Annotated in this window: 17 protein-coding genes and 2 pseudogenes; 5 read left to right on the top strand and 14 right to left on the bottom strand. The window is 37.2% G+C overall.

Annotated features, from left to right (window positions below):
• Nucleotides 1-33: 33 nt before the first annotated feature.
• Together torS and AAFX60_009035 are read left to right on the top strand one after the other, a co-directional pair.
• Complete coding sequence (torS, locus tag AAFX60_009040) at nucleotides 34-2,910, top strand: TMAO reductase system sensor histidine kinase/response regulator TorS (protein XDF78914.1); 2,877 nt, start codon at nucleotides 34-36, stop codon at nucleotides 2,908-2,910.
• A gap of 132 nt (nucleotides 2,911-3,042) precedes the next feature.
• Nucleotides 3,043-4,683, top strand: coding sequence for a methyl-accepting chemotaxis protein (locus tag AAFX60_009035; protein XDF76893.1), 1,641 nt, complete (start codon nucleotides 3,043-3,045; stop codon nucleotides 4,681-4,683).
• Nucleotides 4,684-4,730: 47 nt separating this feature from the next.
• On the opposite strand, the gene AAFX60_009030 is transcribed toward AAFX60_009035, so the two are convergent.
• From AAFX60_009030 to AAFX60_009020, 3 genes are all read right to left on the bottom strand, one after another.
• Nucleotides 4,731-5,291 (bottom strand): prepilin-type N-terminal cleavage/methylation domain-containing protein, encoded by a 561-nt coding sequence (locus AAFX60_009030; GenBank protein ID XDF76892.1) that lies wholly within the window; start codon nucleotides 5,289-5,291, stop codon nucleotides 4,731-4,733.
• A gap of 24 nt (nucleotides 5,292-5,315) precedes the next feature.
• The gene (locus tag AAFX60_009025) at nucleotides 5,316-5,945 is read right to left on the bottom strand and encodes a DUF2057 family protein (protein ID XDF76891.1); all 630 of its coding nucleotides are present in this window, start codon (nucleotides 5,943-5,945) and stop codon (nucleotides 5,316-5,318) included.
• Between the two features lie 91 nt (nucleotides 5,946-6,036).
• Nucleotides 6,037-6,555, bottom strand: coding sequence for a porin family protein (locus AAFX60_009020; GenBank protein XDF78913.1), 519 nt, complete (start codon nucleotides 6,553-6,555; stop codon nucleotides 6,037-6,039).
• Between the two features lie 337 nt (nucleotides 6,556-6,892).
• On the opposite strand from AAFX60_009020, the gene AAFX60_009015 reads away from it, so the two are divergent.
• On the top strand, nucleotides 6,893-7,720 hold the full coding sequence (locus AAFX60_009015; protein XDF76890.1) for a hypothetical protein: 828 nt from the start codon (nucleotides 6,893-6,895) through the stop codon (nucleotides 7,718-7,720).
• 124 nt (nucleotides 7,721-7,844) lie between these two features.
• Here AAFX60_009015 and pstB read toward each other — a convergent pair whose 3' ends face one another.
• From pstB to moeA, 6 genes are all read right to left on the bottom strand, one after another.
• Nucleotides 7,845-8,594 carry a phosphate ABC transporter ATP-binding protein PstB gene (pstB, locus tag AAFX60_009010; protein XDF76889.1) on the bottom strand — a complete coding sequence of 250 codons (750 nt, stop codon included), beginning with the start codon at nucleotides 8,592-8,594 and terminating at the stop codon, nucleotides 7,845-7,847.
• Between the two features lie 64 nt (nucleotides 8,595-8,658).
• On the bottom strand, nucleotides 8,659-9,516 hold the full coding sequence (gene pstA / locus AAFX60_009005; protein ID XDF76888.1) for a phosphate ABC transporter permease PstA: 858 nt from the start codon (nucleotides 9,514-9,516) through the stop codon (nucleotides 8,659-8,661).
• Nucleotides 9,517-9,520: 4 nt separating this feature from the next.
• Complete coding sequence (gene pstC / locus AAFX60_009000; protein ID XDF76887.1) at nucleotides 9,521-10,447, bottom strand: phosphate ABC transporter permease subunit PstC; 927 nt, start codon at nucleotides 10,445-10,447, stop codon at nucleotides 9,521-9,523.
• A gap of 75 nt (nucleotides 10,448-10,522) precedes the next feature.
• Nucleotides 10,523-11,344, bottom strand: coding sequence for a phosphate ABC transporter substrate-binding protein (locus AAFX60_008995; protein ID XDF76886.1), 822 nt, complete (start codon nucleotides 11,342-11,344; stop codon nucleotides 10,523-10,525).
• A 257-nt stretch (nucleotides 11,345-11,601) separates the two neighbouring features.
• Nucleotides 11,602-12,351: a molybdopterin-synthase adenylyltransferase MoeB gene (gene moeB / locus AAFX60_008990; protein ID XDF76885.1), complete on the bottom strand. Its 750-nt coding sequence runs from the start codon at nucleotides 12,349-12,351 to the stop codon at nucleotides 11,602-11,604.
• A 10-nt stretch (nucleotides 12,352-12,361) separates the two neighbouring features.
• Nucleotides 12,362-13,606 (bottom strand): molybdopterin molybdotransferase MoeA, encoded by a 1,245-nt coding sequence (moeA, locus tag AAFX60_008985; protein ID XDF76884.1) that lies wholly within the window; start codon nucleotides 13,604-13,606, stop codon nucleotides 12,362-12,364.
• 154 nt (nucleotides 13,607-13,760) lie between these two features.
• Between moeA and folE the strand changes: the two are divergent.
• Nucleotides 13,761-14,413 (top strand): annotated as a pseudogene (folE, locus tag AAFX60_008980) (GTP cyclohydrolase I FolE).
• Between the two features lie 92 nt (nucleotides 14,414-14,505).
• Here the strand turns inward: folE and cls are convergent.
• Nucleotides 14,506-15,958: pseudogene (cls, locus tag AAFX60_008975) on the bottom strand (cardiolipin synthase).
• A gap of 305 nt (nucleotides 15,959-16,263) precedes the next feature.
• Here cls and AAFX60_008970 point away from each other — a divergent pair.
• The gene (locus tag AAFX60_008970) at nucleotides 16,264-17,688 is read left to right on the top strand and encodes a sodium-dependent transporter (GenBank protein ID XDF76883.1); all 1,425 of its coding nucleotides are present in this window, start codon (nucleotides 16,264-16,266) and stop codon (nucleotides 17,686-17,688) included.
• A gap of 60 nt (nucleotides 17,689-17,748) precedes the next feature.
• On the opposite strand, the gene AAFX60_008965 is transcribed toward AAFX60_008970, so the two are convergent.
• From AAFX60_008965 to AAFX60_008950, 4 genes are all read right to left on the bottom strand, one after another.
• Nucleotides 17,749-18,147 carry a YchJ family metal-binding protein gene (locus tag AAFX60_008965; GenBank protein XDF76882.1) on the bottom strand — a complete coding sequence of 133 codons (399 nt, stop codon included), beginning with the start codon at nucleotides 18,145-18,147 and terminating at the stop codon, nucleotides 17,749-17,751.
• A gap of 12 nt (nucleotides 18,148-18,159) precedes the next feature.
• The gene (locus AAFX60_008960) at nucleotides 18,160-19,362 is read right to left on the bottom strand and encodes an HDOD domain-containing protein (protein ID XDF78912.1); all 1,203 of its coding nucleotides are present in this window, start codon (nucleotides 19,360-19,362) and stop codon (nucleotides 18,160-18,162) included.
• 113 nt (nucleotides 19,363-19,475) lie between these two features.
• Nucleotides 19,476-20,201 (bottom strand): UDP-2,3-diacylglucosamine diphosphatase, encoded by a 726-nt coding sequence (gene lpxH / locus AAFX60_008955; GenBank protein ID XDF76881.1) that lies wholly within the window; start codon nucleotides 20,199-20,201, stop codon nucleotides 19,476-19,478.
• 59 nt (nucleotides 20,202-20,260) lie between these two features.
• A complete protein-coding gene (locus AAFX60_008950; protein XDF76880.1) occupies nucleotides 20,261-20,758 on the bottom strand; it encodes a peptidylprolyl isomerase in 498 nt (165 codons plus the stop codon).
• Nucleotides 20,759-20,790 lie beyond the last annotated feature (32 nt).

Here is a 20,790-nt window from a genome sequence, read left to right as displayed (position 1 = left end):
GCATTACTTCTTTTTCCAAAGTGTTTCAATATTATGTTATTTGCTTCTACAGGGATCGGTCGCAAGCTGCTTATCACATTCATGGTGATGATTGCGCTTATGGCATTTGGATCGGTTGTTGGTGTTCTTGGGTTTTCATACGTAGAAAAAACAGAAAGAACGGTAATTGATTCGGCAATACCTGCCGTTATTGAAGCGCGTTACATTTCAGATTTAAGCACAAAGATCATTTCAACATCTCAATTACTCTCACAAGTTGATTCTGAAGACGATAGAAAAAAATACGGTAAAGACCTGTTTGAGTCGATAGAGAGTCTATATCACCGTTTAAAAGGTTTAGGTGTCTATCCATTTGATAAAGCATTATTAGCTCGTTTAGATCTTCAAGTTCAAGACATTGTCGATAATTTGGCAACAATGGGTGAAAGCGTTGGTGAGAAAGTAGTCCTGCATCGAACGATTCAAGAGAAGAGCCAGAAGTTAACAGAAACCGCTCTTCGTTTGGAGGAGTTATCACGCTCGCAAGTATTAAATTCAAATACCGTTACGATAGCTAATGTCGTGAAAATATATGACTTAGTTGAAAATGGCGAAAAAGAAGCGGTTTATAAAGCACTGGATACTCTGGTAGAAACGGATTTGGATTTAGCAGAGCGTTTGCATGAATTACGCTTACTTACATTTAAAGTGGTCAATACGATAGATGATGCAAGAAACAGTCATAACATCAAAAAAGTAGAGAAATTACGACAAGATTTTACTCGTGATATGACCATTATAACTCGTAGGGTACAAGCGGTAGAAGATCCAAGTCGAACAAAGCAAATGCTTGATTTAGCTAATGATTTAACAAAGAGTGAGCGTTTGTTTAATGAATTAATTCAGCTGGTTGATATAAATCAAAAGCTAAAGTTGTTAGGTGATGAAAACGTTCATAAATTTCAAGAGCTTAATTTAACTATTTCACAATTACTTGAACAGGCAAATGATGTAACTCAACAAGCGGTCGCTGATGTTAACTTTGTATTGAAAGTCGTACAGCAATTATTGATATCAATAACAATGCTTGGTCTATGCCTCGTTATCTACATCATGTGGCGTTATGTTTATGCACGTGTGATTACACGATTAAATCAATATGAAGAAGCAATCACTAACGTAGCTAATGGGCAATTAGATATAGAATTGGATACTACTGGTGACGATGAGTTAGCTCGTATGGGACGTTCAATTCTTATTGCCAGGGATACAGCTCAAGAACTGAAAGAATATAAAGACAGCTTAGAATTACAAATAGCACAACGAACCCAAGAGCTTAAGTCGAGCAATGAACGACTTAATGTCGAGATTATTAACCACGATAAAGCAAGGGATCTTGCTGAGCAAGCAAACAGAGCAAAATCAGCGTTCCTTGCAACTATGAGTCATGAAATTCGAACTCCTTTAAATGGTGTACTTGGAACCGGTGAGCTGCTTCGTGGGAGCGGTTTAACTGCTCAACAAAAACAGTATGTTGATATCATTAATCGTAGTGGTGAAAACTTATTGGATTTATTGAATGACATACTGGATTACTCAAAAATTGAAGCTGGACATTTATCCATTCGTAAGAAGAACTTTAGTGTTCAATCAATGATTACGGATGTACATCATTTATTTAGCTCTCGAGCTCAACAAAAAGGAATTACATTATCGGTTAATGTGCCTGTTGATACCCCTGAGTGGTGGAGCGGTGATTGTTCACGTATTCGTCAGGTATTAAATAACTTTGTTGGGAATGCAATTAAATTTACTCATACAGGTAGCGTAACAATTCAGTTAAGCCTTATTTTGGACACAACACTTTTATTTGAAGTCATTGATACTGGTGTTGGGATTGCTGAGCATGAAATAGATACTTTGTTTGATGTATTCACTCAAGCTGAAGAGGGCATGAAAGTTAGTGGTGGAACAGGGTTAGGGCTAGCCATTAGTCAACGCCTAATTGAAGCGATGGATGGCGAGATTGGTGTCGAATCTATAGAAGGTCAAGGTAGTACATTTTGGTTCTCTCTTGAGCTTGATGAAGGTCAGCCTGTTGAATCATTGAATGATGATAAAACAGCAATAGATATTGCACCTGTTAATATTCTTTTAGTGGAAGATAATCCAGTCAATCAGATGGTTGCCATTGGTTTTCTAGAACGTCTAGGACATCATGTTATTGCTGTAGATACAGGTAAAAAAGCCGAAGAAGCCATTGAAAAGCATCAATTTGATTTACTTCTGTTAGATATTAATTTACCTGATACGGATGGTGTGACCTTACAAAAACGTCTAAGAGAAATTTATGCGACAAAAGACGACCACCAAGACGAACTCCCAATGTTAGCGGTTTCGGCACATGTTTTTCATGAAGATGTAGAGAGTTATCTTTCTGCTGGTTTTAATGGCTTTTTAGCAAAACCATTAGTTGAAAATCAATTAGTAAGCACATTGAATCGCATCTTAAATGATGGGAAGTCAAATTTGAAAGCTCCCGTCATTATTCCGAGTTTACAACTAGAGATGGAAGCTGGAATCGAAACAGAGGAAAATGAAATGATATTAAATGAAAAAGTATTGCAAGGTGATATTAACGTATTAGGTGAAGACCGAATGCGTAAAATTGTCGGTGTTTTTAAAACGTCTTCCAAAGAAAATTTAGAGGAGTTACAAACGGCAATTTCAAATCAAGATTGTTATCAAGTGAATCAATTAGCCCATAAACTAAAAGGTTCAGCAGGTAGTATGGGCTTAATGCAGCTACATACGTTATGTCACCAATATGAGCAATATGGTAAAAATAACGATATATCTTTGTGCAGAAATGACGAAATAAGTCAGGTTTATGGCGCTGCTATTTTGGCACTGGATGCTTTTTTTAAATAAGAAATAAATTGCGCGTTTAAAATAATGGTGAATGAAATTCATTTCATATATTCATGTTATTTATAATTATGTTTGTAATGTTATTTGATAATATCCAAAAAATATTAGTGCTGGTTTGCCTTAGGAGAGGTTATGAAGCTAATTGGACGTTTATCAATCAGTTACAAAATAGCAATGCCGATTATTGCTGTTGTTTTACTATTTAGTGTTATTTCTGTTTTGAATATTGTGAATTTAAATAAACAGACAGAAATGAATCACACGCTTGTTGAGTTAGTAGAACCTGTTAACGATAGCCTGGAAGATGCCTATCGCGATCTTTATCAAGTTATCGCTGCAACTCAAGGTCTTATGTTGTCAAAGTCTCAAGCGGATATTGATCATCATACTTTTGAATTCAAAGATAATGCGTATAAAGCCGTTCCTAGAATGAAAAAAGTACAAGATTTATATGACAACCAGATTCTGTCTATGAATACGGCATCAGAATTGACTGTTTTGGTAACGGCAACTCAAAGATGGATTCAACTTTACGAACCGTTATTTGAGCACCCTGAAACTGCTCAAGTTTATTATGCTCAAAATAGTGCAGAGCTAGAGAAACAATTTAAAGTCATTAGAAAACAACTAAAATCTATCAGTCGTTTAATTATGGCGGAACAAGTTAAGCTAAGAGAACAAAGTCAAACAGGTATAGAGTTTGGGAAACTGGTTTCTCAAGTTAGTGCGATTAGTGCGATTATTGTTGCTATGTTAGCCCTTTGGCTATCGATTAATTGGATCGTAAAACCAATTCGCTCACTTGAAAGTGCAATGTCAGATGTTGCCTCTGGTGAAGGTGATTTATCAAAACGAATTAGCATTGATTCTACTGATGAACTAGGAAAGTTAGCTCAAGCGTTCAATCAGTTTATTTCTAAAATTCACGGAACAGTACAAGAGGTTATAGCTTCATCTAATGCTGTACGTGCTGAAATGGAAAGTATTAAAGCACAAACTCAAAACGTAGCTCAATTCTCGATGAATCAGCAACAAGAAAGTGAAGTGGTTGCTGCTGCAGTGCATGAAATGCAAGTAACAAGTTCGACGGTTAATGAAAATGCGAATGATGCTGCAGAGGCGAGTCAAGGAGCGACAGCGGAAGCTGAGGTTACTGATAATATTCTTCAACAAACTGTGGGGTCAATTCAGAGCTTAGCGGATGAGATAAATCAGGCTGGCAAAGTGATTCAAACATTAGATACTGATGTTGCAAATATTGCCTCTATTTTAGATGTGATTAAAGGTATTGCTGAGCAAACCAACTTGTTGGCACTTAATGCAGCGATTGAAGCTGCTCGTGCGGGTGAACAAGGGAGAGGTTTTGCTGTTGTTGCTGATGAAGTAAGAGCGTTAGCAAGTAAGACTCAAGATAGCACTGGTGAAATTCAAAAAATGATCGAGCGCCTTCAACTAGGTGCAAAAGAAGCGGTACAAGCGATTAATGCGAGTAATCAGAGTGGTGTTGAAACAATAGAGTTAGCTAATCAAGCATCACAATCTTTAGCTCAAATTACCAATGCCATTATTGTTATGAACGATATGAATACACATATTGCAACGGCTGCTAATCAACAAAGCCAAGTGAGCGAAGATGTTAATAATAACGTTCAACGAATTACTGATAACAGTAGACAAATGGTTGAAATGGTAAACCAATCAGAAAGCGCTTGTGCTTTATTATCCGAGCAATGTGAGCGATTAGATCAATTAGTGTCACAATTTAGAGTGTAATATTAACTATAAGAATGAAAGGCTTATCATTGTTGATAAGCCTTTTTTTATAAATGTGTTATCACAATAACTTTACCTGTTGTTGAGTTATATGAAATAACAATGCCAGAAGTAAGCGGATCTGCTGTGTATTGGTAATGCTTATTTATGTAGTAGCAAGCGTCCTGAAAACTACTGTCTTCACTGCTATAACGTATTGATAGAAAATCAGAGTCAGTCTTTTTTTTATGAGAAACACTAGGTGGATCAATTAAGAGTGTATTCCAAAGATCATTACATCCTTTTTTACCTCTACCAATGTTATTTGGTTGTGCCATTGGGTTGTTTTTATTAATACCAATAGGAAAGCCATTTAGGTTTACATCAAGTTGATCATTAGCAAAACCTTGAACATCATTTCCTGACTGTAAATTGCCATTAGCAATCCATCGATATTGGGTTAATCGAACACTTTGTTCAAAATTTTGAGCAATCCCTTCTGCTTGCGCAATGTAGGATTCTGAGGTGTAGCTAAAAAATTTTGGAATAGCGATAATTGCAATTACTGCCGCAACAGTAATCGCAATAACGAGTTCGATTAAGGTAAATCCAAGTCCATTTTTACCCATACAATTCCTTTGATGTGGATAAATTTACTTATTAGTAATTGATTTTAAGAAGCGTTCTTTTGTAGCTTGATCGGCTTTCTCATACCAATAATGCAGCATTTGTTCTGCTGTATTATCACCTTGCTCATTTTTAATTTCTTTATGAGTTACGGTAACCATACCTTCTTTAAAGGCAGCAGGGTGCTCTGTAGTATTAAATTTTGCGACTTCGAATTGAATATTTCGACCAACTTGCATTCCGTTGTAGATCAATTGTGACTGAGCGAAAGGAATACTATTATTGTTTTTATCTATTAACTCCCAATTTAGATCGCGATTAAATGCTTTGGCTTTTTCTGGAGAGTTATAGGTTGGGAATTTAAAGCTTATTTCTTTATCTTCTGCAGAAAATGTCGAGACGATGATGTCGCTTGATACAATGATATTATCTTTACCTTGCTTGAATACAGGATTATATCTAAAAACAATTTGGTGTTTACCATTTTCTAAATCAAGCGTTGATGTTGTAGAAAAGAATGAACTCTCAAGCTTTACTTCTTGGTTATCAACAAGAATCAGTTCAACTTCGTCAGGTACAGTTAATTGAATAGCCGCATGTGCAGAAATAGATGAAAGAAGACAAAAGCTAGCAGCAAAAATAGATTGTATTTTCATTGGAGTACACCTGTTGTAATAATTAAAACAAGTGTACTCATATTTTAAATGGAATGAAATGATCCAAACAACTTGTTATGTCGGGAGGACGTTAGAATTTATAACTTAAGCCTAGGTATGACGTACCAAAGTCGTAACCAATACCATCCATGATAGCTCTAGCAATATTGTGACCGACAGTTAAAGCAAGGTGTTCAGTAAAATCATAACCGGCTTCAAAACCATAAGATAGGCCAAGAGCACTGCGGCTTTGAGAACCATTCGCGATGTAGCCTTTTCCACCATCTTCTAGATAGAAGTTAACATCCATATCTAAATAATAATAACCGTAACCAAACATACTAGTGATGAAAAAGTCGGAGTCAAAAACATAAGCTCGATACTTCAAATTAGCGCCGAAGAAGTGTGCATCAATATGACTTTTGGCAAATTCGTTATCATCAGCCCAATCGTAATCGAAGGCTCCCATGTTGTTGTATTCTAATTCAACAGACATATAGAAGGTTTCACTGATAGGAAAGTCATAACCTCCTTTTATGTTATAACCTTGATCGAGATCGGTTTGAACGCCAAGAAAAGTAACAGAAGAATTTTCTAGGTTAGTCGTTATGTAATATCCTGACTTATCAGCATGAGCTGAAATAGAAAATAAATAATAGAAAACTCAATAACTTCATATAATTATCCGTAATTTCAATGTAGCCATGGTTATTATTCATATTTGATATAATAAGTCCATTAAAATAACTATTCAATTACATGTTTTAACAAAAAGTACAACTCTTAGGTCTTTAAAGCGGAGCGAGTTTTTAGACGTAATGCTTAATATGTGAATTTTTCAGCATATTAGTCTTATATTACTAATGTAATATTTGATCATTCAGAAGAAGTGTAACCGTTTATGGTGTTCAACGTTTTTCTATTATGTTCGTGGTTAGGTGTTATTTATGAAATTTAAAGTTTGTGATGATGAAATATTTGGTGTTTTTGTAGTAAAAAATAGCAATATCCAGTTTAGGAGAACTTTAAATCATAAAAGTATTTTTGTTGGTTTGAATGAATACCAAAAACATATAAATATATACCAACGACCAATTCTTATTGTGACAGAAAGCCCTCATGTTGATGAGTTTGTCGTCAATGGCTTAAAAGACTTAACGACGGGCTTACCTGTAAATTCACGGCCTGTTAATGGTTTTTCTGGCAGTAAAATTGAAGAATATGGACTGTATATTTTACAAAGATTATCAATAACGTTGCCTGATGGATTATATCCTTTAGTCGTTATTAATGCGTTACAAGAACAGTGCTCTGAAGGACAGAACCCAAAACGATTGAGAACTAGAAATTTTATTAAGCTTTGGCCAAATAGAATGGACTATTTTGAGAGACGAATTCAAAATTGGAATCCTATTGCAATTATAAATGCTTGTACTGCAGGTGACTTCTATTTAAAAGCGGATTCTGGTGAATTAACAATGAAAGGGGCTGTCGATGGAACGAATAGAAGTGTGTTCAATCGGAATTTTAGAGAACTATTAGAAAAAGAATTCCAGTATGTAGAAACTCAGCGTTTAGATGACATTGAACCCCCTCTGATTTTTATGGGAGATATTAGCTTATCTGGTCTTGTTATGTACGTGATTGATTCCGTGTATAACAATACTGAAACCTTGATATATAAAACCTCTCATCCTTCGGCATGGCGAAATAAAGCTCCTTATGTAGGTAGATATAATCGAAATTTATATTATTTTAAGAAATATGAATTATAACTCGTGGTCAATATGTGGACGTGTGAATTTATTAGTTCATTAAAAACATAAGGTTATAACATAAAAAAGCCCCTAACTAGAGGGGCAAGAGTTTCCATCGCTTTGTTATTATTCTTTGAATCAATTAACCAAAATCACCGTTAACATAACCTTGTGTACGGTCATCTTTTGGATTAGAGAAAATGATTTGTGTGTCATCGTGCTCAACAAGTTCACCCATTAAGAAGAAGGCAGTTTTATCTGAGATACGACGAGCTTGTTGCATTGAGTGAGTTACGATAACAATGGTGTAATCTTTTTTGAGTGTTTCCATTAACTCTTCCACTTTATGCGTTGCAATTGGGTCAAGAGCTGAGGTTGGTTCGTCCATTAGGATGACATCTGGTTCCATTGCAATGGTACGAGCAATACAAAGACGTTGTTGTTGACCACCTGATAGACCAAAAGCGTGAGATTTAAGACGATCTTTCACTTCATCCCATAGTGCAGCACCACGTAATGATTTCTCGACTACTGCATCTAGCACTTTCTTATCTTTTACGCCTTGAGCTTTTAAGCCATAAGCAACGTTCTCGTAAATGCTCATTGGGAATGGGTTTGCTTTTTGGAATACCATACCTACTTTGATACGAAGATCTGCTACATCAATGTTTCCGTAAATATCGTTACCATCAAGGTTAACAAGACCTGTGATTTTTACGCCTTCAATCAAATCATTCATTCGGTTTAAACAACGCAATAATGTTGATTTACCACAGCCAGAAGGGCCAATTAGTGCCGTTACTTGTTTTGCTGGAATTGGCAAGTTGATGTTTTTAAGCGCTTGGTTTTGTCCGTAAAAAAGGTCTAGGTTTTCAATATTAAATTTGTTCATTGTATTTTCCTTATCAGCCGCAACTTATTGTCGTGCCACTGATTTAATTTGATAACGTTATATTTTAGTAAGATGCTTTATTAATTTTTCGAGCCAATAGCTTGGTTAGCATATTAATGACAAGAACAAGAACGATCAGTACGGTTGCAGTTCCGTAAGCTTGGTTCCACTCGTCGATAGTAAATAATTCAGTGGTTAACTTATAAAGGTGAACGGTTAGTGTACGCCCTGAATCCAGTAATGAATCGGGAATACGTGCAACCATACCAGCGGTCAAAAACACGGGTGCAGACTCACCAATAACACGACCAATACTTAAAATAACGGAAGTCAGAATACCTGGCATTGCACTTGGTAAAATTAAGCGCCAAATTGTATAAATTTTTGATGCACCAAGTCCGTATGAACCTTCACGAAATGTTTGAGGTACAGCCATTAACGCTTCTTCTGTTGTACGAATGATAACGGGTAGTATTAAAATACTCAGTGTTAAAGCACCAGATAAGATAGAGAAGCCAAGACCTAAAATACCGACAAAGAAAGTCATACCAAACAGACCAAAGATAATCGATGGAATGCCAGCCAACGATTCAGTACAGAAGCGAATCGCTTTAACTAATTTGCTTCCTACCTTTGCATATTCGGTTAGGTAAATAGCTGTCATGATACCAAGTGGTGCTGCGACAGCAATTGAAGCAAGTACCATGTATAACGTTGAAACTATCATAGGGAAGATACCGTGCTCTTCACCTGTTCGAGTGTAGTTATCTGTAATGAATGACCAACTTACGTGTTGCATGCCATTCGAAAGGATGTACCAGATAATCCAAAATAGGAAACCTACAGTAATAGCAGCTGATAACCAAATGAACCCTGAAGCAATTTGGTCTTTTATTTGACGCTGTTTTTTTAATTTATTCATGATCTTATTTCGCCGTTTCACGGTTTAAGTAAAGAAGAATGCCATTAAGAGACATGATAAATACAAGCAATACCACACCGGTAGCGTACAGAGCGTTGGCGTGAATGCCACTTGCGTATGACATTTCAATTGCGATGTTTGCGGTTAATGTTCGTGCTGAATCTAAAATTCCTTCAGGCATTGCTGGGGCATTACCCATTACCATGATGATTGCCATGGTTTCACCCAGTGCACGAGCGATACCAAGAATAACGCCGGTCATGATACCTGAACGAGCGGCAGGAAGAAGAATACGGAAAATCGTGAATATTTTAGAAGCTCCAAGTGCCAATGATCCTTCTCTGTATGTTGACGGTACTGCACGAATAGACGTTTCTGATACGGTGATTACAGTAGGAAGAATCATTACACCAAGAACGATAATACCAGCAAGAATGGTGTTACCTGCAGGGACTTGGAATATGTCTTGAATTAATGGAACAATAATAACTAGGCCAAAGAAGCCGTATACAACCGATGGTATACCAGCTAATAGCTCAACGGCAGGTCGAATAATATCAGCGACTTGTTTTGGTGCTATTTCTGCAATAAAAATAGCCGTTAAAATACCAACAGGAACACCAACTAATACTGCACCAAAAGTAGATACAATTGACGCGACGATCATGGTGAATACACCATATAATGCCGGCGGTAGCCAATCTTGGCCTAATACAATGCCGCTTACACCAGCTTGTTGAAATGCAGGAATACTTTCTTTAATGATGAAGTAAGCGATAGTCGCTAGTGAAACAATACCAATAACAGCACAACTTAAAAATAAACCGTGAAAAATACGTTCTCTCCAATCCACGCGCTTTTTTTCTCGTAGTGGATTGTTAGATGGTTTTACTTGATTTTCTGTGCTTTGATTATTCATTGCGATGGTCATAATAAATACTCACATGTCGAAAAATTCGAAATGGAAAAATGCCCAACCTTCGCAGGTCAGGCAATAGGGTAGAAATTAGTTAACTGAGATGTAGCCTTTCTTTTCAACAAGGTTTTGAGCTGTTTCAGCTGTCATCCAATCAAGGAATTTTTGAGCTTCAGCTGATGGTTTACCTTCTTTGTATAGAACAAGGAATGGACGAGATACTTTGTAAGTGCCGTTTTTGATGTCAGCAACACTTGGTTCTACGTTATCAATTGCTAGTGCGTGTACAGAGCTATCAACGGTACCTAAAGAGATGTAACCAATTGCGTATGGGTTACTTGCTACCATTGTTTTTAATGCACCGTTGCCGTTAGCAACTTGAGCTCGTTGTGAAATCGCTGATACTTTCATACCTGATACTTTTTTCTTCAGGCTCATGATGTCTTCAAATGCGCCACGAGTACCAGATGCAGTATCACGAGTAATTACAACAACAGGCTTGTCTGCGCCACCCACTTCTTTCCAGTTTTTAACTTCACCTTTATAGATAGCCGTTACTTGCTCTGATGTTAACCCTTTAAGTTTGTTATTTGGGTTTACAACAACAGCGATGCCGTCGTGAGCAACAATAAGTTCTTTAAGTGCAGGATCTTTCTCATCTGATTTTAAGTTACGAGAAGACATGCCTAAATCAGCTGAGCCATTTTTTGCCGCTTTAACACCAGCAGAAGAGCCCGGGCCTTGAACTTCGATAAATACGTTTGAATGGTCTTTCATGTATGTTTCAGAAAACACTTCCATAAGTGGAGTTACACTGCTTGAACCAACAGCAGAAATGGTTTCCTTTGCTAAAGTTGGTGCTGCTACTACTGAACTAATAATTGCTAGTGCGCCGATTACTGACTTTTTCATTTTCATTTCCTTTGTCTGGCATTCATGCCGTAATTAAGTTGACGAGGTCACTTTAGGAAAGTTATGTGACAGTTATATTTCACTTTTCTTAAATGTGTATTACATGGAGAGGGATTTTAGACTTGGCTTTGGTGTGTAAAACAGTATGCTTGGTTATTTCTTATTGTTTTTATTGGGGATTTTTTTGTGTTTAGGAAATAAAAAAAGGCGATAAAACATGTGTTTTTATCGCCTTCAAATTGAAAATAAACGTGTATTTAATGACTGCAAACTGAGCAATTAGGCATTTTAGCCAATTTCATTTCTCGCCAATTCATCGATAGGGCATCAAGAATAAGAAGTTTGCTGATTAAAGGTTGACCATAGTTAGTTAATACTTTTATCGCTTCTAATGCTTGAACAGAACCAATAATACCGACAACAGGAGACATTACTCCTGCTTCAACACAGGTCAATGCTTGTTGCCCAAATAAACTGCTTAAGCATTGGTAGCAAGGCTCATCATCTTGATACGTATAAACACTTACTTGGCCTTCCATACGAATCGCTGCACCAGAAACCAATGGTGTCTTCGATTCGTGGCATAAGCGGTTTAATTGGTTACGTGTATCAACATTATCAGTACCATCAAGTACTAGATCATGAGATGTAATGAATGAGCGCAACTCGTCATCAGATAGACGCTTATCTACAGTGTTGATGTGGCAATTAGGGTTAATTCGATTTAACGCCATTTTAGCTGACACAACTTTCTTTACACCGATGGTTTCATCACAGTGTAATACCTGACGTTGCAGGTTTGAAAGCTCAACGGTGTCATCATCAACAAGCGTTAGAGTACCAACCCCCGCTGCGGCTAAATATTGACTGGATGCGCAACCCAGACCTCCCGCACCAATGATCAGTATGGAGCTTGCTTTTAATGCTTCTTGGCCATCAAAATCAAAATTACGTAAGATGATCTGACGGTTATAGCGAAGCATTTCATTATCAGTTAATTCACTCATGAATAAGCTCTTAGTATAGTGATGCGTTGAAAAGTTCGATGTTAACTGTTTCACCTGCTTCAACGCGGCCACGTTCACGCTCTAATACAACAAAACAATTGGCAATACTCATTGAACTGAAGGCACCAGAACCTTGATTACCGGTCGTCGATACCTCAAATTGACCTTGTTCATTAATAGAATAAATACCACGTTGGTAGTCAGTACGGCCAGGGTGTTTTTTAAATGTAGATGTTGCTTTTGCAGGAATTGATTTTGGTGCTTCCCACTTTGTATGGCCCGCAAGCTTTGCAAGCATTGGCTGTACAAGCACATACATGGTTAACATTGCCGATACTGGGTTTCCAGGTAAACCACAGAAGTAAGAATTTGGTAATTGACCAAAAGCAAAAGGTTTGCCTGGTTTAATGGCTAATTTCCAAAAGCCGATCTGACCTAATTCATCCAAAATATCTTTAGTATAATCCGCCTCGCCAACACTTACACCGCCAGAAGTAATTACCACATCGGCTTCTTTATCTGCTTTTAGGAATACTTCTTTTAGAGTTTCTGGGCAGTCAGGGATAATACCAAGATCGATCGCTTCACAACCAAAACGTTCAATTAATACTTTAATACCGTAGCGATTACTGTCGTAGATTTGACCATCTTCTAGTGGTTGACCAAGAGGTTTAAGTTCATCACCAGTAGAGAAGAAAGCAACTTTTGGCTTATCTACTACGGGAATATCATTAATACCTAATGATGCAATTAACGGGATATCACGTGGTGTTAAACGGTGACCTTTAGCTAGCACAGTTTGGCCTTGAGATACATCGTCGCCAATAGGACGGATGTTTGCTTGCGGTTTTACATCAGCAAGGTTTAATTCGAAGGTAATACCTGCATCTGTTTCAGTGGTTAGCTCTTGCATAATGACAGCATCGCAACCCTCAGGGATTTTTGCGCCAGTCATAATACGAATAGTGGTTTGTGGCTGCCATTCACCTTCAAAAGGAATGCCTGCAAAAGATTTACCAGCAACAGGTAAAGTTAATGACTGCTCTAAATCAGCAATACGTACCGCATAGCCATCCATTGCCGAGTTAGCAAATGGAGGAACATTAATAGGAGAACGAATATCTTCAGCTAATACAAAGCCAATTGCATCAGCAAGAGCTAAAGAATGGGTATTTGATACCGGAGAAACTTGAGATAATAAGGTTTCTAAAGCGGTTTCTACTGGAATTAAACCTTGAGTTGCGCAGCAATCCATTAGGGTACTCTCTACATTAATCGTAATAATGATTGAACATTACCATATTTTGGCCTTTAACATCTAATAGACCTAGTAAAATCAGGGTGTATTTATTTGATAGAGGAGGTATCCTTAGCGAAGTTCAATTGATTATGGAATTTTGGAGTATACGATGTCATCACTTAGTGAATCAGCCATATTAGTGCGTGATGCCCTTGTTGCACGTGGTCTTGAGACGCCAATGAAAGAAAATGGTGTTAGTCGAGAAGAGAAAAAAGAGCGCATTGAAGAGCATATGCGTGAGATCCTAACCCTATTAAGTCTTGATCTTAGTGATGATAGTTTAGAAGAAACGCCACACCGTATTGCAAAAATGTATGTGGATGAGATTTTCTCTGGCTAGATTATGCCAATTTCCCTAAAATTACAGTGATTGAAAATAAGATGAACTGTGATGAGATGGTTCGTGTGAATGATATTACGTTAACCAGTACTTGCGAACATCACTTAGTGACAATTGATGGTAAAGCGACGGTTGCTTATATTCCTCGTGGAAAGATCATCGGATTATCTAAAATTAACCGTATTGTTCGATTCTTCGCTCAACGTCCACAAGTTCAAGAACGCATGACTCAGCAAATACTTGTGGCTTTACAAACCTTATTAGGTAGTGACGATGTGGCTATTACTATGGAAGCAACGCACTATTGTGTTAAGTCTCGTGGTGTAATGGATGCAACAAGTAGTACAACAACGACAGCACTTGGTGGGATCTTTAAGAGAAACCCAGCGACAAGACACGAGTTTTTAAGCGGTATTCGTTAAATACAGCTATCTTGTTAAATACTACAATAAAGTAAACATTAAAAACGCCAGTGACCTTGTCAAAGAGGTCACTGGCGTTTTCTTATGTGTTTTTAGAGTAATGGGCTGAACATAGAGAAGAATCGTTCGGTAAAGCGATTTCCCCAACTTCTATGACGCCATGTATCAAAACAGACTTGAGTTGATTGCTCTAGGTAGCCATCTAAAACCCATGATAATTGTTTTGTAAACTCAGGATCATCGACGATCAAACTTACTTCAAAGTTGAGCCAGAAGCTGCGCATATCTAAGTTTACGGTTCCAATAATACAATGGCTTTCATCAATAACGACCGATTTTGTATGTAATAAGCCACCATTAAATTCATGTATTTGAACTCCGGCTTTTAAGAGGGTTTCAAAAAAAGATTTTGATGCCCAGTTCACCATTAATGAGTCATTTTTCTTAGGCAGTATGAGTTTCACTTCAACACCACGGTGTGCAGTGGTTCTTAAGGTGTGCAATAAAATTTCACTTGGCACAAAATATGGCGTGGTGATGGTAATGGATTTTCTTGCTTGGCAAATAGCAGTAATAAGCACTTGTTGAATAATGTCATCTGGCATACCTGGACCAGAAGGAACCACTTGAGTTGTATGATTAAATGGGTCAATAGACGCAGGGCATTCCGGTAAATGAGGTAGCTCACGAATACCCGTTTCTACTTCCCAATCCCATGCATGAATAGTATTTAAAATGGCAACATTAGGTCCTGTAAGGCGAACCATTACATCAATCCACTGGCCAACGCCTGAATTTTGTTTGAAGTACTGTGGATCAACCAGATTCATTGAGCCGGTATAAGCAATACGGTTATCAATCACAACAATTTTCGATGCAAGCGTAGATCTAGGCGTCGAAAGAACATACGAAATGGACTAACACTTAGAGCTTCTACAATGTTGACACCGGATTGCTTGAGTAATTTAGGCCAGTGGCTCTTAAAGAAATCCATACTACCAGCGGAGTCAAGCAGCACATTGACAGTTACGCCTCGTTTTGCAGCTACAATTAATGCACTTGCAACACTGTCAGCTAACCCACCGTGATGCCAAATATAAAACTCCATATTTATTTCATGCTCGGCTTTTCTATATCAGAAATAATCGCATTGAGAATTTCTGAAGGGGTATTTAATAGCGAGAGTGTATCGCCACTTAATGCAGGGATCCCGAGGCGATTAGAACATAAATTGTGAATTGCTGAGATACGATGGGAAATCGAATGTGGTTGGTGATATTGGCAATGATGAATTTGTGCAAACCACTGTTCATAAGGCGTAAACATAGCTCGTGCACGCTCACCACGAGTTCGACCTAAGTTTAGCTCACCAATTAAAAAATAAGCCATGACCCCAATAACAGGAAGAATGTAAATAATCATAAGCCAAGCTAATGATACGCCTACGGGTCTTGGTTTGAAAACAACACGAATTGTTACGCCTGCTACGAGAAGCCAATATAAAACGAAGCTAACAATTGTAAGTGCTTGATAAAATTTATCCATTAGCGCTCTGTCAGTGAAAAAAGTAAGAGGATCTCTATTAAATCAGGAGTGATAAGAAAAGAGTAGATAGGAATGCAAAAATTTACAAAATAAAAATTATTGATGAAATTGTAAACATATAGGACACAAAAAGGTGTCACATGTTAAAAAAATGCAACTCTGGGGTTCCAATTTTATTCTTAAACTGTTTTACTTGCAATTGATGGTACGCCATTCCAATTTTTAGAATGTACAAAAATATGTACACAACATTTTTGGCGTAAATTTATTAACACAGCATGGATAGTTTGGAGATAAACGTGGGTATGAGCGCTTCTACGAAGCCCCGCGACAATTGGGGTTCAAAGTTAGGGTTTGTCATGGCGGCAGCAGGATCAGCTGTTGGCCTTGGTAATATTTGGAAGTTTCCATATACAGCTGGAGATAATGGTGGTGGTGCATTTGTTGCTATCTATCTGTTCTTCGTTATTTTTATCGGTTTTAGTGTGATGTTGACTGAGTTTGCTATTGGTCGTCGAACACAAAAATCAGCAGTAGGTGCTTTTAAATCTACAGATCGCCGTTGGACCTTTGCTGGTGTCATCGGTGTAACAAGTGGTCTATTGATCATGGGTTTCTACCCTGTAGTAGGTGGTTGGGCAATTGCTTACATTGCTAAAGTTGGTACGGGCTTATTAAACGCTCCAGAAGCAATTGGTGATAGTTTTGGTGGATTTATTTCTGATCCAATTCAACCGTTAATGTGGATGGCTTTTTATCTATTTTTAAATATCGTCATTGTAATGAAAGGTATTTCTGGCGGTATTGAGAAAGCAGGTAAAATATTAATGCCATTGCTTTTCATTATCCTGATTATTGTTTCAGTAAAAGGGTTAATGCTTCCTGGTTCAATGGCGGGCCTTGAGTTTTTATTTAGTCCTGACTTTTCAAAAATTGATAGTAACGTTATTTTGGCTGCTTTAGGCCAAGCCTTTTTCTCATTATCTTTAGGTATGGGTTGTATGATGACGTACGGTTCTTATTTGAAGAAAAAAGAAAATCTAGTACAAACAACAGCAATGGTTACAGCAATGGATACCGGTGTCGCAATCCTTGCTGGTGTAGCAATGTTCCCTGCAATGTTTGCATTTGGTATGGCACCAACAGCAGGGCCGGGTCTTGTATTTGTTGTGGTACCTCAGCTATTTGCTGAAATGGGCGGAATTATCGGTCTTCTTTTAGCTCTTATGTTCTTTATTGGTTTAAGTGTTGCAGCACTGACATCTTCTGTTTCTTTATTAGAAGTTGTTGTGTCTTACTTAATTGATGAAAAAGGGTTATCACGTGTTAAAGCGGTGATTACAGCAAGTTCGGTAATGGCTGTTCTATGTATCTTTGCTTCTCTATCTTTAGGTGGCGTTGGACCAACATTATTTGATACTGGTGCCTTTGATATTTTTGACTTGTTAACAGATAAAATCTTCTTAGCCGTTGGCGGTATGTTGGTATGTATCTTTGCAGGTTGGAGATTGAAACGTGAAGATCTAGAAGATGAGATCACTAATGGTGGTGAAGTGAAATTCCCATTATTTGGTCTATGGTATGTTTTAGTTAAGTTTATCATCCCTGTGGCAATCGCAATTGTTGCATTTATGGGGATTTCATCAGGATTTGATAGTGGTAAAGGCGCTATTATGTTGCTTGGTGTAGGTATTATTGCAGGTGCTGCACTGATATCGAAAAAATTCTAATTTAAGAAATTAGTATTGAAAATAAAAAACGAGAGCAAGTGCTCTCGTTTTTTATGTCTTTTACTCTACATCACCATCAATATAGAACCACTTACCATCTTCTTTAACAAAGCGAGAGCATTCTTTTAATTGATGCAATTGACCATCTTCTGAATAGATCGCTTTAAATGTCACAAAACCTTCATTAGCATTTTCTTTTGATAATGAAGAAGCGATAACTTTAAGTTTACGCCAATCTAACTCTACAGAGTCAATAATACCTTCTCTAAACTCTTCCGCATTACAAGAAGGGTGGTAGGTATCAATAATATATTGCACTAATTCTTTAACATGAGCACTGTAACGAGATCGCATTAAAAGTTCAGGCGTTATCGCTAGTGAATGATTGTTATGAATAGGCTCACAACAAACAGAATAATTTTTTTTTGTACCGCAAGGGCAATGATTTGATTTTGACATATTCAGACGCCTCTATTTTGCTATCTCATCTACCCATTTGGCAGATTCTTTATAACAAGCGGTAAATTCTTTTTCTGTAATATTTAGAGCTCGACAACATTCGGCTACGACGCTCCAATCTGCTTTTTCATAGCTCTCGATGGCTAATATCAGCTTTCCTAATAATCCTTTACGGTCAGTGAGCGCTTGTTTTATTTCAATAGAAATAGGTAAATGCTGAATCAGTGTTTCAAGCGGTTGATCTAGTAAAGGCTCAAGTAAAGAAAACAGTCCAACTAAAAAAGCTTGGCTTGGTTCTAATTCAATATCCGTTTTAGTTACGATTAATTCACACAATCTAGCACGGTGGATTGATAACGTGTATAGAGATTGCGGTTTGTGTTGAGTTGCATGAGCAACAGCGACTAATGATACAAATTGACGAAGCTTAGTTTCACCCAAATAGACTAATGCTTGCTTAAAAGAGGTGATTGGCTTGTCAATAATAGAAGATGAATTAACAAATCGCAGCAGTTTATAAGAAAGTGAAACATCTTGAGTGATGTATTTTTCTACGGTATTGAAATCGACACTAGGTGCAGAGATCTCTTGGTATAACTGAATAATCGCAAGTTGATTTGGTTGAATTGCTCGTTGCTGAAGCATTTCAGGTTTACTGAAAAAATAGCCTTGGAAATAAGTAAAGCCTGCTTCTTTTGCCTGCTCAAATTCTTCGTAAGTTTCTACTTTCTCAGCTAAAAACTTAATATTGTATTTCTCACAATGACGAATGAATAACTTTGCTTTTAGAATTGGCATTGTACGCATATCAAACTTGATGATATCAATGTACGGTAGAAAAGGGGTCCAATCTGGGTTTGGCTCAAAATCATCAAGAGCAAGTTTGTAACCTAGCTTGGCAAGACGTTTAATTGCTACTAATAATTCAGGACTTGGAATGCAGTCTTCTAGTATTTCAACTACTAAGTTATCTGGATTAAAAAGCGTAGGAACTAGATTTAATAAGCTTTGTTGAGGGAAATTAACAAAGCCTAATTTATCATTTGTTGCATTGCAGTATGAGCTTAAAAAATGATCGGATAAAAGTCGGCTCGTTGCTTCTTCTGCTTCAACAAGTGGAAAAGTGTTTTTTGGACCGTCTCGAAATAATAATTCGTAACCAATCGTATTTTTACTTAGGTCTAAGATTGGTTGACGAGCAACATATGTGTATATAACAACTTTTCTCTACAGCGTGTTGAATCGGAACTGCGCTCATAATAAACGCTTTACAGTAAAAAAACTATGTTTCTTGTTTGAGACATTTAAAGGCAAACGATTAAAAATAATTATTTAAACTCTTTTTTGTGAAGTGAGTAGATTTTATCTGAATACTCAAGAATTGAACCTTGGCTATACCAGTCACCTAATACAATGCGAGTCATCTCTTTATTATTGCTGATAAAGGTATGCGTATCTGGTCGGTGAGTATGTCCATGAATAAGACGTTGAACACCTTCTTCTTGCATTACACGTTCAACTTCACTTTGAGTAACATCCATGATGCACAGAGTTTTAGTTTGTTTTTTCTCTTTAATCTTATCCTGAACGTTTTTTACTATACGCTGGCGAATGAAAAGTGGAATTCGGTTGAAGACCCATTGAAGCCATGGTTTGTGCACTTTAGCTCTAAATTCTTGGTATTTTATATCATCAATGCACAAGGTATCACCGTGCATAATAAGAACTTTTTCACCATCAAGTTCGATAACCGTGTGATCATCTAAAAGTTCAACTCCTGTTTCTTTACAAAAGCGTTTATTAAGCAGGAAATCTCTATTACCTTGAATAAAGTAACATTTGACTCCTTTTTCCGTTAATGCCTTAAACTCATTTTTGATTGAAACATTAAATGGAGAATTATCATCATCACCAATCCAAAACTCAAATAAGTCACCTAATACATAGAGTTTTTCAGCATGAATGGCTTCATTCTGCATAAAATCAATAAAACAGTCCGTGATGTCAGGGCGAAGAGGGGATAAGTGAAGATCAGAAATAAATAAGATAGTCATAAATACTTTATTGGTAATGAGAAAATGCCAGCTTTGAATAAAGCTGGCAAAAAACAGAATTATTCTGTGATTGTTGTGCCTGTGATGAATACTTCTTCAACAGGAACATCTTGGTGTACGTAACCGTAGTTACCAGTAGCAACACCTTTGATTTTGTTTACAACGTCCATGCCTTCAACCACTTCAGCAAACACACAGTAACCCCAACCATCTAGAGATTCAGATTTGAAATCTAGGAATTTGTTGTCGTTAACGTTGATGAAGAATTGAGAACTTGCTGAATGCGGTTCCATAGTACGAGCCATTGCTAATGTACCTACTTTGTTGCTTAGGCCATTATTTGCTTCGTTTTTGATAGTTGCACGGCCAGTTTTTTCTTCAAGACCAGAAGTCATGCCGCCACCTTGAACCATAAAACCATCAATTACACGGTGGAAAAGAGTGTTGTCGTAGAAACCATCTTTACAGTATTGTAGGAAGTTAGCACAAGTTGCTGGTGCTTTGTCTTCGTGAAGTTTAACTGTGATGTCACCAAATGATGTATGTAGGATGATCATGGAATTACCTTTGTAATTGTATTTAAATAGAA

This window comes from Aliivibrio fischeri (assembly GCA_038993745.2).
GTDB lineage: Bacteria > Pseudomonadota > Gammaproteobacteria > Enterobacterales > Vibrionaceae > Aliivibrio > Aliivibrio fischeri_B.
This window is presented reverse-complemented; position numbering and strand designations above follow the sequence as displayed.

What these genes read in the sequence shown, in the direction of transcription:
- AAFX60_008995 (XDF76886.1), bottom strand. Translation starts at nt 11,344, where the DNA reads ATGAAAAAGTCAGTAATCGGCGCACTAGCAATTATTAGTTCAGTAGTA.
- lpxH (XDF76881.1), bottom strand. Translation starts at nt 20,201, where the DNA reads ATGACTATCTTATTTATTTCTGATCTTCACTTATCCCCTCTTCGCCCT.
- torS (XDF78914.1), top strand. Translation starts at nt 34, where the DNA reads ATGTTATTTGCTTCTACAGGGATCGGTCGCAAGCTGCTTATCACATTC.
- AAFX60_009035 (XDF76893.1), top strand. Translation starts at nt 3,043, where the DNA reads ATGAAGCTAATTGGACGTTTATCAATCAGTTACAAAATAGCAATGCCG.
- pstA (XDF76888.1), bottom strand. Translation starts at nt 9,516, where the DNA reads ATGAATAAATTAAAAAAACAGCGTCAAATAAAAGACCAAATTGCTTCA.
- AAFX60_009030 (XDF76892.1), bottom strand. Translation starts at nt 5,291, where the DNA reads ATGGGTAAAAATGGACTTGGATTTACCTTAATCGAACTCGTTATTGCG.
- moeB (XDF76885.1), bottom strand. Translation starts at nt 12,351, where the DNA reads ATGAGTGAATTAACTGATAATGAAATGCTTCGCTATAACCGTCAGATC.
- pstC (XDF76887.1), bottom strand. Translation starts at nt 10,447, where the DNA reads ATGACCATCGCAATGAATAATCAAAGCACAGAAAATCAAGTAAAACCA.
- AAFX60_009025 (XDF76891.1), bottom strand. Translation starts at nt 5,945, where the DNA reads ATGAAAATACAATCTATTTTTGCTGCTAGCTTTTGTCTTCTTTCATCT.
- AAFX60_008965 (XDF76882.1), bottom strand. Translation starts at nt 18,147, where the DNA reads ATGTCAAAATCAAATCATTGCCCTTGCGGTACAAAAAAAAATTATTCT.
- AAFX60_008950 (XDF76880.1), bottom strand. Translation starts at nt 20,758, where the DNA reads ATGATCATCCTACATACATCATTTGGTGACATCACAGTTAAACTTCAC.
- AAFX60_009015 (XDF76890.1), top strand. Translation starts at nt 6,893, where the DNA reads ATGAAATTTAAAGTTTGTGATGATGAAATATTTGGTGTTTTTGTAGTA.
- AAFX60_008970 (XDF76883.1), top strand. Translation starts at nt 16,264, where the DNA reads ATGAGCGCTTCTACGAAGCCCCGCGACAATTGGGGTTCAAAGTTAGGG.
- moeA (XDF76884.1), bottom strand. Translation starts at nt 13,606, where the DNA reads ATGGATTGCTGCGCAACTCAAGGTTTAATTCCAGTAGAAACCGCTTTA.
- pstB (XDF76889.1), bottom strand. Translation starts at nt 8,594, where the DNA reads ATGAACAAATTTAATATTGAAAACCTAGACCTTTTTTACGGACAAAAC.